Genomic DNA, 16,585 nt, shown 5'->3' with positions numbered 1-16,585 from the left:
CGGGCCGCTCCGCCCCGATGGGCCGCGCAGCACCCGCGGAGGGGTGAGTCTCACGCGCCGCGCGGTGCCCGCTTCGGGAACACGGTGTACGCGACCGGCCAGAACACCAGCCAGCCCGCCATCACCACGCTGAGCCGGCCGGTCCACGCCCACAGCTCGGCGGTGCGCTCGCCGTCGCCGACCACTGCGATGCCGGCCAGCAACACGGCGCAGGCGACCGCCCAGCCGATCATGCCCTTGCCCCACTCGCGCCACTCGTGCCGGGCCCGCGCCATCCCGTACCGGGGGGCCCGGCGCGGGGGAGGGCCGCCGGCGAACCGGTGGGCGAACCGCTCGTCGGCCCAGCGCACCATGCTGTGCCCGAACGCCACCGAGAACCCGAGGTACGCGGCGGCGAGGCCGTGGGCGAACGTGGCGGTGGCGCCCCGGCGCAGGTCGATCATGGTGGCGGCCAGCAGGACGAGATCGACCACGGGCACGGCGATCAGCAGCGCCGCGCCGAGGCGGGGCCGCCGCAGCGGGTACCGGGCGATCAGTCCGGCGAGCAGGACCACCCAGAACGCCACCTCGCACCCGACGATCACTGCCACGAGCATGCGGCCCTCTTTTCTAGTACGCTGTACGATAACCGTAACAGCGGCCGTCAACCAGATTCCGGAGGGCGCGTGCCCAAGATCGTCGACCACGACGCGCGCCGTGCCGAACTGGCGCGGGCGATGTGGCGGGTCGTCTACCGCGACGGCGTCGGCGCCGCCACCGTGCGCAGCATCGCGGCCGAGGCGGGCTGGTCACCGAGCGCGCTGCGGCACTACTTCGCGACCCAGACCGAGCTGCTGGTGTTCGCCATGGAGCACGTACAGGCCGAGGCGGCCGAGCGGATCGCCGCGGACGACCGGACCGGCCCTCCGCGCGAGGTCGCCCAGCGGGTGCTGGAACACCTGCTGCCGCTGGACCGCCAGCGCGTCCGCGAGGCCGAGGTGTGGCTGCTGCTCGCCGCGCGCGCCCAGACCGACCCGGCCGCGCGGTCCCGGATGACCGAGGCGGACGACGGCATCCGTCGCGCCGTCGACTTCGCCGTCTGTCTCCTCACCGGGGAACCGGTGCCCGACCCCGCGGCCGCCGCGCGGCTGCACGCCCTGCTCGACGGGCTCGCGCTGCACGCGCTGACGTACCCCGAGCGGATGCCGCCCGGGCGTGCCCGCGAGCTGCTCGGCGCGTACCTGGACACGTTCGCCGCGCCCTGAGCGCGGTCACTGCCCGGGTGGCCGCCCCATCGCCGCGCCCAGTTCGGCGCGGCTGGCGATGCCCAGCTTGCGGTAGACCCGGGCCAGGTTCGCCTCGACCGTCTTCGGGCTGATGTAGAGCGCGTCGGCGATGAGCCGGTTCGTCTGCCCCCGGGCGGCGAGCCGGGCCACCCGCTCCTCCGTCGCGGTGAGCGTCGTCGGGGCCGGGGTGCGGGCGCCGATGCGGCCCAGCTCCGCCCGCGCCCGGTCGGCGAAGGCGGACGCGCCGAGGGCGTCGAACTCGGCCACCGCCGCGTCGAGCGCCGCCCGCGCCTCCCGCCGGCGACGCACCCGCCGGTACGCCTGGCCGGCGGCGAGCAGGCAGCGGGCCCGGTCCAGCGGCAGCACCGCCTCCGGCACGGCGGCCCGGGCCTGCGCCAGCGCGTCCAGCGCCTCGCCCGGGTCCGCTCCCGTCGCGCCGGCCAGCAGCACCCGGCTGCGGGCCAGCCCGAGCGTCGTCCACGGTCGCGGCAGCCGCCCGTGCCGCCGGGCCAGCCGGTCCAGCGCCGCGTGCGCGGTGTCCAGGTCACCGGCGCCCACGCACGCCTCGATCCAGTCCGGCTCGAACCGCTGCCCCAGCGGCTCGGCGATGCCCGAACCGTCCAGGTCGGCCGCGAGCGAGCCGTACGCCGCCGCGGCCGTGGCCCATTCGCCCGAGGCGAGCGCCACCAGCCCGGCGAGCTGGCGGTGCAGCCGGCGGCTCCAGGTGTCGCCGCGGTCGTCGTCGCGGCGCAGTCCGGCCGCGGCGGCGCCCGCCCGCGCCAGCCGGCCACGGTGCGCGTCGAGCATGCCGGCCAGCCAACTCTCGCCCACCAGGCCCGTGCCCAGCTGCTCACCCAGGTCGCGGGCGGCGGCGATGTGCGTACCGGCCTCGGCGAAACGCCCGGCCAGCAGTTCCGTCTCGCCGAGGTGGGTGAGCGCCTCGTGCCGCAGCGGGTCGTCCCCGCGCGCCACCGCCCGATCCAGCATCAGGTGCAGCCGGGCCCGCGCCCGGTCGTGGTCGTCGACGGCCTTCCACCAGATCGCCGGCACCGAACCGGCCAGGTAGGACGGTTCGCCGGCCTCCAGCGCCAGCGCCCGGTCGAGCAGCCCGGTCGGCGCCTCTCCGCCGGCGCGTACCTCGTGGAAGAAGAGCAGCAGCAGCGCGGCGGTGAGCAGCGGGCGGTGGTCGTCGCGGTCGGAGAGCCGGGCGATCGCCGCCCGCGCGTGCGCCCGCGCGGCCTCCGGCTGGTCGTGGAACATCGTCAGATGCGTGTGGATCCGCCCGGCCAGGTGCCCGTCCCCTCCGGCCGCGGCGAGCGCCTGCTCGGCCACCCGCACGGCGGTGACCAGGTCGTCGGCGCACCAGGCGACGAGCGCGCGCAGCAGCAGCGCCTCACCCCGCTCGGCGCCGGCCAGCTCCGCGGCCGCGGCCTCGGCGGCCCGGCCGGCCGCCGCGTAGTCCCCGCTGTCGATGCGGCACTGCACCGCGTCCAGGCGACGCCGGTTGCGGTCGGCGGTCGCGGCCGGCGGGGTCAGCTCGGCCGCCCGCGCGTACCAGTCGGCGGCGAGCGCGGCCGCGCCGCGCATCCGCTGCCGGGCCGCCGCGGCGGCCAGGTCGGCGGCGACGTCCGCGTCCGGCGCGACCGCGCACCGGGCCAGTTGCCGGGCCCGCTCGTCCGGGTCGGCGACCGCTCGGGCGAGCACCGCGTGCAGGCGCCGCCGGGCCCCCGGCGGGATGCTCTCCCGGACCGCTGCCGCGTACCGGGGGTGCGCGAAGCTGATCCGGCTCGGCGTGACCACGACCAGCCCAGCGTCCTCCGCCGCGTCCAGCGCGCCGGGCGGTACGCCCGCCGCCGTCAGGTCCCGCATGTCCGGCACGGTCAGCAACGCGGCCAGCCGTACCGCCTCCCGGCTCGGGCCGGGCAGCGTCCGCAGCGTCTCGGCGAGCAGCCGGCGCAGCGACGACGGCACGGGCAGGTCTTCGTCGTGCGCGGGCGGGCGGGGCAGCCGCAGCACCGCCCGGGCCAGTTCCACGGCGAGCAGCGGGTTGCCGTCCGCGTCACGCGCCAGCCGCTCGACGAGCGGGCGGCTGAGCGTGCCGCCGAGGCGGGCCTGCAGGATGCGGTGCAGGTCGGGCGCGGGCAGCGGCGGTACGTCGGCGCGCAGCAGCGGGTGCCGGCCGGTCGGGTCGTCGTCCAGCCCGAGCGGCACCGGCGCCGGCGGGTTCTCGCCGGTGCGGTGGGTGGCCAGGACGGCGGGCCACCGGGACAGCCGGCGCAGCGCGAACCGCAGCGCCCGGGCGCTCGGCGGGTCCAGCCACTGCGGGTCGTCGACGGCGAGCAGGAGGCGAGGCGCATCCGTCACCGCCGTGTCGAGCAGGGTGCGGGTGGCGGCGCCCACTGCTCGTTCGTCGACCGCCGCGCCGTCGTGCTCGCCGGTCAGGAGCACCATGTCGGCTGCGGCCCGCTGCGGCGCCGGCAGCCCTGGTAGCGCGTCGGCCAGCGGGCGGAGCACGTCGGCGAGCGCCGCGTACGGCAGCGCCGTCTCGGCCTCGGTGGGCGCGGCGGACAGCACCCGCCAGCCGGTGCGCCGGGCGTGGTCGAGCACGGCTCGCCACAGCGCCGTCTTGCCGATGCCGCTGGGACCGTCGAGCAGCACCGGAGTGCCCGCCGCCAGGGCGCGCCACACCCGCTCGACGACCGCGTCGCGGCCGACCAGTGCGGCGTCCATGGCGGGATCGTGGCACAGCGGCGCCCGCGAACCCAGCGTCGGCGCGGCCTAGCCTGGAACCTGTTTGCATATCGAGACGGGCGGGATGACCTCCTCGTCGTGGTAGACGTCGGCGCTCCAACTCGGTCCGGCGGTCGCCGCGATCGGCGGGATCCGGGGCGCCCGGGACGGGCTGAGCAGGCTGAGGAACTTGTTGATCACTTGGACGACGGGTTCCAGGATGCGGTAGCCGATCCCGAACCTCGCCCGTACGCCGAGGCCGACGCCGCGGCACAGCGCGTACGGCGCGCCGAGCGCGGACCCGATCGTGGCCCCGTACGAGGTGACCAGCTCGAACCACACACCGGCGGTGAACAGGAACGCGCTGATGCCCATGGTGAACCGCACGCCGTGCCGGATGACCAGCCCCATCACGCCGACCGGCACGCCGGTGAGCGAGTCGAGCAGGCTCACCCGGCGCGCGAAGCCCTCCGTCACGCGCGAGCCCACCTGGCCGTTGGTGTAGCCGAAGCCGAGCTTGCCGGCCAGCGCGTACTCGCCGGCGCCGCGGAACGTGCCCAGTCGGGCGCCGAACGCGGTGGCCACCTCCAGCGTCTGGCTCACCGTGAACGACAGCGGCAGGCCGGCGATCAGCCCGATCGGGAACGCGATGTCGACCGGGATCGGGAACGTCTTGCGGTGGTTCTGCCCGCCGTCGACGCCGGCGGTGAAGTCCACCTTGATGCCGAAGCCGCCGCCGATCTCCAGTTCGGCCCGGGTCACCCGGCCGGCGCCGATGGCCAAATGGAACGACGCGGCCGGACGGCCGACGGTCAGCGTGAGGGTGCCGGCGAGCCGGACGCCGCCGTCGTCGTACGTGAAGTGCGTGCCGACACCGCCGGCGCAGCAGAACGTCCGTACCCGGTAGCCCTGGGCGGTGGCGGCCGCCTGCCCGCCCGGCGCGGGCGGAGGCTGCGCGGGGGCGACGGCGAGCGGACGGGCCCGGCCGAGCGTGCCACCGGCCGCTGCGGCGTCCCGGGTCCACGACGGTTCACCCGCTACATAGACGGTCGGCCGGTCGAGGGTGACGTCGTCCCCGCCGAACGTGCCGTCGCGGATCACCTCGGTGAGTGCGACCGGGCCGATCGTGACGACCAGGTCGCCGCCTTCCTCGGCCAGGTCGAGCACCCGTCCCACGCCGCGTCCGGTGAGGAACATGACCTTGCCGGGCGCGAGCCGGTCGGCGTCGCGCGCGTCCGGGTCGAGCCGCCAGGTCAGCCCGTCCGGGCTCACCGACCGCACGGTCCGGCTGCCGCCGCCGACGAGCACCACGTCCGGTTGCAGCGTGACGTCCTTTCCCGGCGCCGGGGCCTGCCCGTAGCGGGGCTGCTCCCCGTCGCCCGCGTCGGCCGGGCCGGGCGTGGGCCCGGCGCAGCCGGTCACCGCCAGCAGCGCCGCCACGCCGGCCGCGAGCAGCCGACGGCCGCGCACCGGCCGCCTCACATCCGGCCGGCGACGGTACGGGCGAGCCGTTCCAGCGGCGCCCGGTTCTCCTGCGGGTCGTTGAGCCGCACCAGCCGTACCGCGACCCACAGCTCGCCCTTGCGAAGGAAGAACGCCTCCGCGGTGAACAGCGCCTCGTCGGCCACCCCGCTCAGCTCCCGGATCTCGTGCCCGAGCTGCCGCTCGATGTCGAGGTACTTCTTGGCGCCCTCGCCCACGAACGACTCGACCTGGGCGGTGGGCCCGCTCGTCGGTCCGGTGTACGTGCACGACTGCCCGGCGGCGACCGGCTCGTCGAGCGGCGTGCCGGCGAGACGTTCGGCGTCGGCCTTGGACACCAGCGCGCAGGCGTCCGGCCCGGCGGCGTCGTCCACCGGTTCGGTGCTCGGCTCGGCCGGCGCGTCCCCGGTCGGGTCTGCGACCGGCGCGCCCGCGGCGGACGCAGTGCCACCGACGGCCGGCGGTTCGTCGTCGCCGCATCCGGCCGAGGCGGTGAGCAGGGTCGCGGTCAGCGCGAGCGCGATCAGTCCTCGGGTTCGCACGCCTGCCCCGCTCAGGCCGGGATCGCGTCGAGTGCGCGGCGCAGGATCTTCTCGTTGCCGGCGGTGCCGCCGCCGAAGCTGCTGATCGTCACGGTGTAGGTGCCCTTGCCGTCGATCAGCACCGCCTCACCGCTGATGTCCTTGACCGCCAGGTAGCCCTGCTCGCCCCGGTCCAGGTCGACGACCTTCTCGTACTGCTTGCCGGCCTGGTCGTACTGGTACTCGTAGGTCATCTTGCCGGCGGCCGGCGAGGCGGTGGTGACGGCCAGGCTGGCCACGCCCTTGCCGTCGCCGAACAGGCAGTTGCCGTCGTCGCGCATGCTCTGTCCGACGATCTCGGACACCTGGGCGGCGGTGAACGGGCACGGTGGCTTGACGCCGCCCATCGCGCCCGCGTCCGGGTCCGCGTCCTCGGCGACGTCGGCCGAAGTGGGGTCGAGCGGGTCACCGCCGGCGGCGTCGCACCCGGCCGGCGCGAGCAGGGCGAGCAGCACCAGGGGCAGCGCCAGGCGGGCGCGGTGGAGGCGGGCGGTCCGGGCCGGTGTGAGCGCGTCAGTTGCCATGCGTCCGACGCTAGGCGCGACGTCACCGCCCGTAATCGGGGGTTTCCCTATGCGGTGACCTTGCCGACGGGCCCGCCCGCACCGGCGGGCGGCGCGTCCGCGCCGCTGCGCCGCCCCACCCGGATGGCGAGCCGATCCACGTAGCCGACCATGAGCGCGACGAACAGCACCACGAACAGGATCAGCATCGGCAGCGGCAGGATCAGGCCCAGCGGAAGCTCACCCCCGGCGCCGAAGGCGCGGCTGGCGACCATCTGCACCAGCACGGGAGCGGTGAGGCTGTCGGGCCCCTTGCCCACCAGCGTCGTCCACAGTGGTGACTGGGCGTGCGCCAGCCAGGTCGGCAACGCTGTCACGGCAAGCATCGGCAACGCCGGCAGCAGCAGCGTACGGCCGACGCCGCCGCCGGAACGCCACCGCTCGTGCTGGCCCCGGAACAGCAGCGTGAACGCGAACAGCGCGGGCACCGACAGCCAGGTCGGCGGCACCAGGCCGAGGAACAGGCCCAGCTGTTCGCGCTCCATTGTGCGTTCGAAATTGGCGATGGCCAGCGGGCCGGCACCGACGAACAACCAGGGCGCGAACGGCACCAGCAGCAGTTCGCTCCAGCGTCCGAGCGGTCGCAGCGCGCCGATCCCGAATCCGGCCAGCGCCGCGAGCCCCACCGCGACGAGCGTGGACAGCAGCGGCGGCACCCAGGTGTTGGCGAACAGGTTCGACGTCTCGACTCCCCTGGGCAGGGGCCCGGTGTCGGAGGAGAGGTTCCGCAGCCACGGCGACGACGCCCAGACGGTGACGCCGATGACGACGACGAGCGCGACAGCGGTCAGCCCGACCAACAGCGGCCGGCGGCCGGAGTAGGACTCCGCCTCCCGGACGGCCGGGCGGTCCCGCCAGCCGTCGAACTCGATGCGCAGCCGGGTGGCCAGGATGAGCGCCACCGCGGCCAGCCCGAGCAGCCCGAGCAGCACCAGCAGCAGGGTCGACGTGGCCGATCCGACGCCCAGGCGCAACGTCCGGAACGAGGTCTGCGCGATGCTGAACACCGGCGTCGCCGTGTAGTCGCCGCGCGGTCCGCCGCCGGTCAGGATGTACGGGGCGGTGAAGGTCTGCAGGCCGGCGGCGAGAACGCCCAAGCCGAGCAGCCCGCCGACGGCCAGCATGGCGGGCGCGGGCCGCTGGTCGGGCTCGCGGCGGCGCAGGGCGCTCAGGTACAGAGTCGCGGCTACCGCGACGACCAGCCCGAACGTCACCTGTGCCAGCGCCGAGACGAGGAACGTCCGGGGGGACTGCAGATTCTCGGTGTAGGTGCCGCTCTCGATGTTCTCGGCGCGTCGGCCGAGGTACACGGCGACCGGCGCGTACGCGGCGAGCGGCAGCGCCAGCACGCCCCGGGTGACCAGGCGGGCGACCCGGCCGGCCCGGTCGGCGAGGACGGCGAGCAGCGGCGCGGCGAGCAGCGCCACCGCCAGCGGGATCAGGCTGAGCAGCACCGCGAACCCGACCTGTCCGACGAACCCGGAGGTGAAGGCGACCTCGTAGTTCCGCACACCCGCCGATTCGTACGGACGGCGCAGCCCGTCACCCTCGAAGCTGCGGGCCACAGTGGACAGGGTGGGCAGGACGTACGACCAGACCCAGGCGATCACTGCCGGGACGATCAGCGCCAGCCCGATCAGGGCCGGCGCCCGCCGGCTCGGCTGGGTGGGCTGGGGCGCTGGCACTGTCGCCTGTGGCACTGCCGGCTGGCTCATCTGGACATCCATCCTCGCGGGTCGAAGATCACGGCCGCCGCGACGATAACCGACCCGGTCAACATCGGCAGCGCGACCGGCCCGCGGCGCGCGGTGGCGGCTAGGGTCACCACCGTGCGGACCAAGCGGGAGCTGACCACGGCGATCCGGGAACGACGGCGGGCGGCGCTCGTGGTAAACGCCCACTCCCGCCGGGGCCGGCGGCTCTACGACACCGTCCATGCGCGCCTGCGCGCGGCCGGTTTCGCGCTGCTCGGCGCGTACCCGGTGGAGCGGCCCGGCGAACTGGACCGGGTGCTCGCCGAGGCCGCCGACCTCGGGCCGGACCTGCTGGTCACCGGCGGCGGCGACGGCACCGTCGGCGCGGCAGCCCGGCTGCTCGCCCACCGGGACATCGCGATGGGCCTGCTGCCGCTGGGCACCACTAACAACTTCGCCCGCACCGTCGGCGTCCCGCTCGACCTGGACGCCGCGATCGGCGTCCTCACCGGCGGGAAGGTGATCGACGTCGACCTGGGCCTGATCGGCGACACCAGGTTCACCAACCACGTCGGGATCGGGCTGTCCGCCGACATCATGCAGGCCGCGCCACCGGGGCTGAAGCGGGTCGCCGGGCGGCTCGCGTATCCGATGACCGGGTTGGGACTGCTGGCCCGGCACCGGCCGCTGGTCGTGACGGTCCGCGCCGAGGGCCGCGAGCACACGTTCACCACGCACCAGGTGTACGTGGCCAACGGCGGCTTCCACGCCGGCCGCCCGATCACCGCCGACGCCACCGCCGACGACCGGCTGCTGGTCGCGTACCCGGTGGGCGGGCCGACCCGGCGCGGGCTGCTGCGCGAGACGGCGCGCAACGCGGCGGCCGGCCACCGCCGCACGCTCGGCGACGAGCCGTTCCTGGCGGTACGCCAGTTGTGGCTGGAGACCGACCGGCCGGCCCGCATCGAGGTCGACGGCGAGCCGTACGGGCAGACCCCGGTCCGCGTCGGCCTGGACCCGAACGCGTTGCGGCTGATGGCGCGGGCCGACAGCCCGGACCACTGACCGTCAGGCCCAGTGCTCCTCCTCGGGCAGCGGGATCTCCGTGTTCTGCTCCACCGCGTCGGCGGCGGTCAGGTCGCCGCGCACCGACTCGCCCAGGCCCGCCCGGTCGCTCGGCGGGCGCAGCACGCCCTGCTCGGCAAGGTCCGCCTCGCTCGCCTCGGGCACTGCCGTGTCGACGGTGTCGGGCGGGCCGACGAGCGTCTCGTCCTGCCGCTGTTCCTGCGCGTCGGCCTCGGGCGGGCGGCGCAGCGCGTCCTCGCTCATCGCGCCCCCGTCACGCCGTGCGCCGCACGTACGGGGCGCTCTGGTCGGCCACGTCGCCGTACTCGGCCGGCAGTTGCCCGACGACCTGCGCGTACGCAGCCGGGTCGACGGCGTCGCGCAGCACGTCGAACACCGCGGTGACCCCGTCCCGGGCGGCGTCCACGTCCACGTCGGCGCGGCCGCTCACCCGCTCCACGAACACGTCGATCCCGAACGGCTCGGCGGCCTCGGCCGGGCCGAACGCGTAGGCCCGCAGCGCCTCGGGCAGCTGGTCGGCCAGGTCGCGGGCCTCCCCGCCGTCGATCCGCTCGGCCAGCGTCGTCAACGTCGCCCGGGTGATCGCCGTGGCCTGCTCCGCGGACGCGCCGCACCGCTGGGCCACCGCGCCGATGAACTGATCCTGGTCCATCTCGCCGCCTTCCTCCGCCGGGACAGCGGGATTCCCGCGCTCGGCCCCGGCAAACGGGCGGGTCCCGGAGCGGAAACCCGAGGTCCTGGCCTTGCCGGGCCGGGCCGGGAGTAGCGTGCGGCGGGAAACCCGACAGCGAGGAGGTCGAGACAGTGCAGCCGACGATCGTCGACGTGCCCACCCCCGACGGAACGGCGGACGCCTACCTGGCGCGGCCGGACTCCGGTGGACCCTTCCCGCCCGTCCTGCTGTTCATGGACGCCTTCGGGCTGCGGCCCCGGGTGGCGGAGATGGCCGCGACGATCGCCGGCCGCGGGTACGTCGTGCTGGCGCCCAACCTGTTCCACCGCGCCGGGCGCGCCCCGCTGATCGACCTCGGCGCGCTCGCCGACGACAGCCGCCGCAGCGCACTGTTCGAGCGGATCGGCCCGATGATGGCCGCGCTGACGCCGGACACGGTGGCCCGGGACACCGCCGCCTACCTGGACTTCCTCGCCGCCCAGCCGGACGTCGCGCCGGGTCCGGCGGCGATCACCGGGTACTGCATGGGCGGCATGAACGCGCTGCGCGCGATCGAGGCGCTTCCGGGCCGGATCGCCGCGGTGGCGGCGTTCCACGCCGGCCGGGTGGTCACCGACGCCCCGGACAGCCCGCACCTGGCCCTCGGCGCGGTGACCGGCGAGCTCTACTTCGGGCACGCCGACGCCGACCCGTCGATGACCGCCGAGCAGATCGCCGTGCTGGAGAAGGCGCTGGCCACGGCCGGTGTCACCTACCGCTCCGAGGTCTACCCCGGCGCCCGTCACGGCTACACCCAGTCGGACACGCCGATGTACGACGAGCAGGCCACGAAGCGGCACTGGACCGCGCTGTTCGACCTGCTCGACCGCACCTTCGGGCGCTGATCCGGGCGCCGGCCCTGCCGGGCGGACGATTCACCGCCCCGGAGGCGGGTAACCGCCGCCATGACCGACCGCCGTGGCGACACCGTCCGCTCGCCCCTGGACCGGGCGGTCGAGCGGGGCGGCAGCGCGCTGGCCCGGGTCCGTGCCGAGGGCGGTGCGGCCGGCCGGAACCGGCTTCGCCAACTGGAGATCACCATGGTGATCTCCGCGCAGGCAGGGCTCGGGAGCTGGTGCGGGAGGGCCCGGATGAGCCGGCCCGCCCGGCCGAAGGCCACCGGGCGGCAACTGGCACCTGTCGCGGCAGGTCCGGCTCGCTAGCGTCGGGCCATGGACATCCGTCACAGCGTCCCGGCCGCGCGGTTCGCCGCGCTGACCACCGCTCACGTCGCCGACGCCTGCCTTCGCGCCGGCGTCGAGGTCCGCTGCGCCCCGGCCGCCGTGCGCCCGGTGCTGCCCGGGCGGCGGCTGGTCGGCCGGGTCCGCCCGGCCCGGCACGTGGGCAGCGTGGACGTCTTCCTCGAGGCGATCGAGCAGGCCGCCGACGGTGACGTGCTCGTCGTCGATGACGACGGGCGCACCGACCGGGCCTGCGTCGGCGACCTGGTGGTGCTGGAGGCGCGGGCCGCCGGGCTGGCCGGCCTGGTGGTGTGGGGCGCGCACCGCGACACCGCAGACCTGGTGGCGGTCGGGCTGCCGGTGTTCAGCCTCGGCGCCACCCCGAGCGGGCCGCTGGAGCTGGAGCCGCGCCCGGACGGGGCGCTGGCACAGGCGCGGGTCGGGTCGTTCACCGTCGGCCCGGGGGACCTGGCCCTGGCCGACGACGACGGCGTGCTGTTCGTGCCGGCGGACCGGGCCGGGGAGCTGTTCGACCTGGCCGAGTCCATCCGGGACACCGAGCGGCGGCAGGCCGACCGGATCCGGGCCGGGGAGTCGCTGCGGTCGCAGGTCGGGTTCGCCGCCTACCTGACGGCCCGCGCGGCCGACCCGGCGCTGACGTTCCGGGCGCACCTGCGCGCGGTGGGCGGCGCGATCGAGGAGTGAGCCGCCGGGCGCTCAGCCGCCGCGCGCCCACAGCGCCAGGCGTACCCGGTTGGGGCTGCCGGTCTTGGTCATCAGGCTGGTGATGTGCGTCTTCACAGTGGTCACGCCGATGTGCAGCCGGTCGGCGATCTCGGTGTTCGACAGTCCGTCGGCGACCAGGTCCAGCACGTCCCGCTCGCGCGCGGTCAGCTCGGCCGTGCGCCGGGGCGCGCCGGCGCGGGCGTGCACCGCGCGCTCGACCAGCCGGCGCAGGACCTCCGGGCTGAACGGGCTGTCCCCGGCGGCGGCGCGGCGGATGCCGTCGAGCAGATCGGCCGGGGGCGCGTCCTTGAGCAGGAACCCGCAGGCGCCCGCGGTCAGCGCCGGGTAGAGGTGGTCGTCGTCGCCGAACGTGGTGAGCACCATGACCCGGGTGGCGGGCCGGTCGGCGAGGATCCGGCTGGTCGCGGTGATGCCGTCGACGCCGGGCATCCGCAGGTCCATCACCACCACGTCCGGCCGCAGCCGGGCGGCGAGGGTGATCGCGTCCCGGCCGTTGTCGGCCTCGCCGACCACGTCGAGGTCGGGCTGGGCGTCGCAGAGCATCCGCAGGCCCGCCCGGATGAGGTGCTGGTCGTCGACCAGCAGCAGCCGGATCACGCCGGCTCCGGCGCGCCCGGGCGGGGCCGGGGAGTGGCGTGGGCGGGCGGCAGCACGGTCCGTACCCGCCAGCCGGACTCCGTGGGCCCGGCCTCCAGCCGCCCGCCGAGCACCTCCACCCGTTCCCGCATGCCGACGATGCCGTGGCCGCCGCCGGAGGGCATCCCGGCCGGCGCCGCGCCCCGCCCGTCGTCGGACACCCTCCAGTGCACCGCGCCGTCCTCGACCGACACGGTCAGCCGCGCCCGCGCCGCCGCGCCCGCGTGTTTCGCCACGTTCGTCAACGCCTCCTGGGTCAGTCGCAGCACCGCCTGGCCGCGTACCGCGTCGAGGGTGCCGACGGCCGGGTCGACGTCGGCCTCCACGACGACGCCCGCCTGCCGGGCCCGGTCCACCGCCGCGCCGAGCGCGCTCGGCAGCGCCGCCGGCTCGATCGCGGTCAGGGCGGCGTCGCCGCGTACGCCGTCCGGGTCACGCAGCACCGCCACCAGCCGCCGCAGGTCGGTCAGCGCCGCCGTGCCGGTGGCGTGCACGTCGTCGAACACCGCGCCGACCCGCGGATCGACGTCGGGCAGCACGTGCCGGGCCACCCCGACCCGCAGCACCATCGACGCGACGTGGTGCGCGAGCACGTCGTGCAGTTCCCGGGCGATGGCGCCCCGCTCGTCGGCGCGGGCCGCCCGGCTCTCCGATTCGCGCCGGCGCCGATCGGCCTCGGCGCGCTCCTCGGCCTGCCGGCCCAGCTCCCTCGTGGTCCGCACGACCAGCCCGAGCAGCAGCGGCAGGCAGACCGTGACGGCGAGCCCGAACAGCCCGGTGAGCGCCGTGCGGACCGGTACGCCGATCTGGTCGCTCAGGTCGACGGCGGCCAGCAGCCCGGCGCCCACCCAGATGGTGCGGGGCCGGGTGGCCCGCATGGTCAGCTCCAGCAGCGCCCAGCTCGCGCCGACCTGGTTGATCATCACGTCATCGATCAGGGGGAACGCCGCCGCCAGCAGGGCCGACTGGAGGAGCAGGTTCAGCAGCGGCCGGCGGTGGCACGCCAGCGCCACGGCGAACGCCGGGACCGCCAGCGCCCACTGCGTATCGGTGGGCCCCGGGGGGCCGTGCACGCCGACGACCAGATAGCCGACGCCGCTGAGATCCAGCAGCAGGATCCGCGCGAACGTGTCGCGTGCGTCGAACAGCCGACCGACCCAGCCCACCGCGCCAGCCTAGGCAACCGGCGTGGCCGGAGCCACCACGTCGGCGCGCCGCCGCCAACCGGCTCGCAGTCCGAGATGGACGGCCAGCCCGAGCGGGCCGAGCAGGATGGTGAGCAGCAGCACCGGGGCGGTGAGCAGGGCCGGCAGGCCGCGCTCCCGCGCGTCCTGCCAGATCCACCGGCCGACGAACAGGTCGAAGGCGATCATGTGGGCCCAGGCCGCCGCCGCGCCGTCGGGAGTGCCGAGCAGGTCCCGCAGACCGTCGAGGGTGGGTGCTGTCACCACCGGCAGCACCGCACCGAGCGACGGGAGCACGAGGAGGGCGTAGGTCAGCAGCACCGGCGCCACGATCAGCGGCGAACCGACGATCCGGGTGGTCCAGGACCAGCGCGGCGCCAGGATCATCAGCGCCCAGAACGGCGCGGCGAGCGTGAACGTCAGGCCGAACAGGATCTCGGTCATCCGACCAGCACCACCCCGGCGTTGCGGGCCCGGCGGGCGAGCACCAGCGCGGAGGCCGCCGCCGTGGCCGCCACCAGCACTCCCGCCGCGGCGAGCGTGAGCGCGTCCGGGGCGAGCAGCGGCTGCCCGCGCAGGGCCTGGGCGGTCAGCAGCAGCGTGAGTCCCGCGTACGCGGCCCCGCCGACGAGCACCAGCCGGGCCCGGGTCAGCTCGTCCAGCCGCGTGCCGAGGAACCGGTCGAGCAGGATCGCCAGCAGCGGCAGCGCCTGCAGGGCGTGCATCCCGACGAAGTGCCCCACGCGCAGGTCGCCGCCGGTGGTGCTCCAGCCGAGCAGCGGCAGCCCGGGACCGCCGTCGGGCACACCGACGCTGTGCGCTCCGCTGACCCCGGCGGGCGCGCCGGCCGGATGCTGAGCCACCATCGGGAACGCGACGAGCATGCCGAGCAGCGACACGGCGAGGCCGAGCCGCACCGCGTACCCGCCGGCGCGGTCCGCGAGGGACCGGCGGGACAGCACGACCGCCAGCACGAGCTGGGCGGCGAACAGCACGGTGATCGCCGTGCCCATGACGCTGAACAGCAGCGCGTCGAGCGTCGTGGTGCCGTTGAAGTGACTCGTGGTGCCGCGCAGCACCTGGCCGACGACGATGACCATCTCCAGCACCGCCATGGCCACGATCACAGTGGCCGCCCGTTCGGCCGCCCGGCTGCGCCGGGGCAGCAGGGAGAGCATCCAGGCGAGCGTGACGCCGTAGAGCACGAACGAGATCGCGAACTTCATCGGCTTGAGCCAGATCGGCGCGCCGGTCAGCACGCGCTGGTCGGCCAGGACGCCGACCGCGGCGACGACGGTGAGTACCGCCATCGCGGACACGAGGAGCGTCAGGGGGCGGTGCCATCCGGCCGCCCGGTTCCGCACTGTAGTCATGTCTGTAGATGCTCGCGGCGGGCCGGGCCGGGCGCGCCCGCCCGCAGGCCGCGTTCCCGGCCCCGGGTCGGAGCGCGTCTCCTACCGGGGGAGGAGGCGGACCGGTCAATCCGGCAGCCGGGGCATCTCGACGCCCGGGTCGCGGCCGAGCAGCACGCCACGGGTGAGCGCCCGCGACCCGAAGCGGTCCCGTACCGCGTCGACGGCGGCGTCCAGCGCCGGGCCCGGGTCGGCGGTGAACGGCAGGGCGAGCTGGGTGTGCCCGCTGCCGAGGTTGCCCACGGAGACGCCGAGCAGCGTGACGCCGCGCAGCGCGATCTGCGGCAGCGCGGCGCGCAGCAGGTCGCGGGCGGCGCCGCGCAACGGCGCGGTCTGCGCGGTCTGCTCGTCGAGCGTGTGCGACCGGGTGGCCCGGGTGTAGTCGGCGAAGCGCAGCCGCAGCGTCACCGTGCGGCCGGTGCGCCGGGCCGCGCGCATCCGTCCGGTGACCCGGTCGACCAGCCCGGCCAGCACCGCGTCCAGCTCGGCGGGGGAGTGCGGCCCGCGCCCCAGCGCGTGCTGCGCGCCCATCGAGGAGCGGCGGCGGCCCACCTGCACCGCCCGAGGGTCGCGGTTGTGGGCCAGGGCGTGCAGGTGCCGCCCCGCGCCCGCGCCGAGCAGCGACACCAGCGCGGGCTCGTCCAGCCGGGCCACCTGCCCGACGGTACGGATGCCGCGCTCGCGCAGCCGGGCGGCGGTGACCGGACCGACGCCCCAGAGCCGTTCCACAGGCAGCGGGTGCAGGAAGGCCAGTTCCCGCTCCGGCTCGACCACCAGCAGCCCGTCCGGCTTGGCCACCCCGCTGGCCACCTTGGCCAGGAACTTCGTCCGGGCCACGCCGACGGTGATCGGCAGGCCGACCTCGCGGCGGACCCGCTCGCGTAGCGCGGCCGCGACGCCGGCCGGCGCTCCGGCGAGCCGCCGCAGCCCGCCCACGTCGAGGAACGCCTCGTCGATGCTGAGCCCTTCGACCAGCGGGGTGGTGTCCCGGAAGATCTCGAACACCGCCCGGCTGGCAGCGGTGTACGCGGCCATCCGGGGCGGCACCACCACCGCGTCCGGGCAGAGCCGCCGCGCCTGCCGTCCGCCCATGGCGCTGCGCACGCCGAGCGCCTTCGCCTCGTAGCTGCACGCGAGCACCACGCCGCCGCCGACGATCACCGGCCGGCCGCGCAGCCGGGGGTCGTCGCGCTGCTCGACCGAGGCGTAGAACGCGTCCAGGTCGGCGTGCAGGATGGTGGCCTCGCTCGACACCGCCACATCCTCGCACACCTGTTCGAAAGAATGGCGTTCACCTGCCCGGACACACGCG

The 16,585-nt window shown here is 75.9% G+C and carries 18 protein-coding genes; 5 read left to right on the top strand and 13 right to left on the bottom strand.

Translation table 11 applies throughout. The features are described 5' to 3' along the window. Window positions 1-50: 50 nt before the first annotated feature. Entirely contained in the window at window positions 51-596 is a 546-nt protein-coding gene (locus FHU28_RS20260; RefSeq protein ID WP_184686100.1) for a hypothetical protein, read from the bottom strand. A gap of 69 nt (window positions 597-665) precedes the next feature. On the opposite strand from FHU28_RS20260, the gene FHU28_RS20255 reads away from it, so the two are divergent. Further along, window positions 666-1,244 carry a TetR/AcrR family transcriptional regulator gene (locus FHU28_RS20255; protein WP_184686099.1) on the top strand — a complete coding sequence of 193 codons (579 nt, stop codon included), beginning with the start codon at window positions 666-668 and terminating at the stop codon, window positions 1,242-1,244. Window positions 1,245-1,250: 6 nt separating this feature from the next. Here FHU28_RS20255 and FHU28_RS20250 read toward each other — a convergent pair whose 3' ends face one another. The 5 genes from FHU28_RS20250 to FHU28_RS20230 are packed head-to-tail and all read right to left on the bottom strand — an operon-like array spanning window position 1,251 to window position 8,336. Continuing rightward, complete coding sequence (locus tag FHU28_RS20250) at window positions 1,251-3,995, bottom strand: ATP-binding protein (RefSeq protein WP_184686098.1); 2,745 nt, start codon at window positions 3,993-3,995, stop codon at window positions 1,251-1,253. Window positions 3,996-4,043: 48 nt separating this feature from the next. Further along, window positions 4,044-5,465: a hypothetical protein gene (locus FHU28_RS20245; RefSeq protein ID WP_184686097.1), complete on the bottom strand. Its 1,422-nt coding sequence runs from the start codon at window positions 5,463-5,465 to the stop codon at window positions 4,044-4,046. Window positions 5,466-5,473: 8 nt separating this feature from the next. Continuing rightward, window positions 5,474-6,019, bottom strand: a complete 546-nt coding sequence (locus FHU28_RS20240) for a hypothetical protein (protein ID WP_184686096.1) — start codon at window positions 6,017-6,019, stop codon at window positions 5,474-5,476. An 11-nt stretch (window positions 6,020-6,030) separates the two neighbouring features. Then, the gene (locus FHU28_RS20235; RefSeq protein ID WP_184686095.1) at window positions 6,031-6,582 is read right to left on the bottom strand and encodes a hypothetical protein; all 552 of its coding nucleotides are present in this window, start codon (window positions 6,580-6,582) and stop codon (window positions 6,031-6,033) included. Window positions 6,583-6,629: 47 nt separating this feature from the next. Beyond that, complete coding sequence (locus FHU28_RS20230; RefSeq protein WP_184686094.1) at window positions 6,630-8,336, bottom strand: sugar ABC transporter permease; 1,707 nt, start codon at window positions 8,334-8,336, stop codon at window positions 6,630-6,632. 114 nt (window positions 8,337-8,450) lie between these two features. Between FHU28_RS20230 and FHU28_RS20225 the strand changes: the two genes are divergently transcribed. Continuing rightward, the gene (locus FHU28_RS20225; RefSeq protein ID WP_184686093.1) at window positions 8,451-9,380 is read left to right on the top strand and encodes a diacylglycerol/lipid kinase family protein; all 930 of its coding nucleotides are present in this window, start codon (window positions 8,451-8,453) and stop codon (window positions 9,378-9,380) included. Window positions 9,381-9,383: 3 nt separating this feature from the next. Here FHU28_RS20225 and FHU28_RS20220 read toward each other — a convergent pair whose 3' ends face one another. Both FHU28_RS20220 and FHU28_RS20215 read right to left on the bottom strand, forming a co-directional pair. After that, window positions 9,384-9,644, bottom strand: a complete 261-nt coding sequence (locus FHU28_RS20220) for a hypothetical protein (RefSeq protein ID WP_184686092.1) — start codon at window positions 9,642-9,644, stop codon at window positions 9,384-9,386. 10 nt (window positions 9,645-9,654) lie between these two features. Next, the gene (locus tag FHU28_RS20215; RefSeq protein WP_073828585.1) at window positions 9,655-10,053 is read right to left on the bottom strand and encodes a DUF2267 domain-containing protein; all 399 of its coding nucleotides are present in this window, start codon (window positions 10,051-10,053) and stop codon (window positions 9,655-9,657) included. 152 nt (window positions 10,054-10,205) lie between these two features. Between FHU28_RS20215 and FHU28_RS20210 the strand changes: the two genes are divergently transcribed. The 3 genes from FHU28_RS20210 to FHU28_RS20200 are packed head-to-tail and all read left to right on the top strand — an operon-like array spanning window position 10,206 to window position 11,999. Beyond that, on the top strand, window positions 10,206-10,958 hold the full coding sequence (locus tag FHU28_RS20210; RefSeq protein WP_184686091.1) for a dienelactone hydrolase family protein: 753 nt from the start codon (window positions 10,206-10,208) through the stop codon (window positions 10,956-10,958). Window positions 10,959-11,018: 60 nt separating this feature from the next. Further along, a complete protein-coding gene (locus tag FHU28_RS20205; RefSeq protein WP_184690103.1) occupies window positions 11,019-11,276 on the top strand; it encodes a hypothetical protein in 258 nt (85 codons plus the stop codon). A gap of 9 nt (window positions 11,277-11,285) precedes the next feature. After that, complete coding sequence (locus FHU28_RS20200) at window positions 11,286-11,999, top strand: RraA family protein (RefSeq protein WP_184686090.1); 714 nt, start codon at window positions 11,286-11,288, stop codon at window positions 11,997-11,999. Window positions 12,000-12,011: 12 nt separating this feature from the next. Here the strand turns inward: FHU28_RS20200 and FHU28_RS20195 are convergent, their stop codons facing one another. From FHU28_RS20195 to dinB, 5 genes are all read right to left on the bottom strand, one after another. After that, the gene (locus FHU28_RS20195) at window positions 12,012-12,638 is read right to left on the bottom strand and encodes a response regulator (RefSeq protein WP_184686089.1); all 627 of its coding nucleotides are present in this window, start codon (window positions 12,636-12,638) and stop codon (window positions 12,012-12,014) included. Continuing rightward, window positions 12,635-13,843 (bottom strand): sensor histidine kinase, encoded by a 1,209-nt coding sequence (locus FHU28_RS20190; RefSeq protein WP_184686088.1) that lies wholly within the window; start codon window positions 13,841-13,843, stop codon window positions 12,635-12,637. The genes FHU28_RS20195 and FHU28_RS20190 overlap by 4 nt, the downstream gene beginning before the upstream one ends. Window positions 13,844-13,852: 9 nt before the next feature. After that, the gene (locus FHU28_RS20185; protein WP_184686087.1) at window positions 13,853-14,305 is read right to left on the bottom strand and encodes an ABA4-like family protein; all 453 of its coding nucleotides are present in this window, start codon (window positions 14,303-14,305) and stop codon (window positions 13,853-13,855) included. Continuing rightward, window positions 14,302-15,234 (bottom strand): hypothetical protein, encoded by a 933-nt coding sequence (locus tag FHU28_RS20180; protein WP_184686086.1) that lies wholly within the window; start codon window positions 15,232-15,234, stop codon window positions 14,302-14,304. Before FHU28_RS20180 ends, FHU28_RS20185 begins: the two co-directional genes overlap by 4 nt. A gap of 105 nt (window positions 15,235-15,339) precedes the next feature. Beyond that, the gene (dinB, locus tag FHU28_RS20175; RefSeq protein WP_184686085.1) at window positions 15,340-16,527 is read right to left on the bottom strand and encodes a DNA polymerase IV; all 1,188 of its coding nucleotides are present in this window, start codon (window positions 16,525-16,527) and stop codon (window positions 15,340-15,342) included. Window positions 16,528-16,585: the final 58 nt, after the last annotated feature.

Source organism: Micromonospora echinospora (assembly GCF_014203425.1).
Lineage (GTDB): Bacteria > Actinomycetota > Actinomycetes > Mycobacteriales > Micromonosporaceae > Micromonospora > Micromonospora echinospora_A.
The sequence above is the reverse complement of the archived record's forward strand: the minus strand, read 5'-3'. Positions and strand labels throughout refer to the sequence as shown.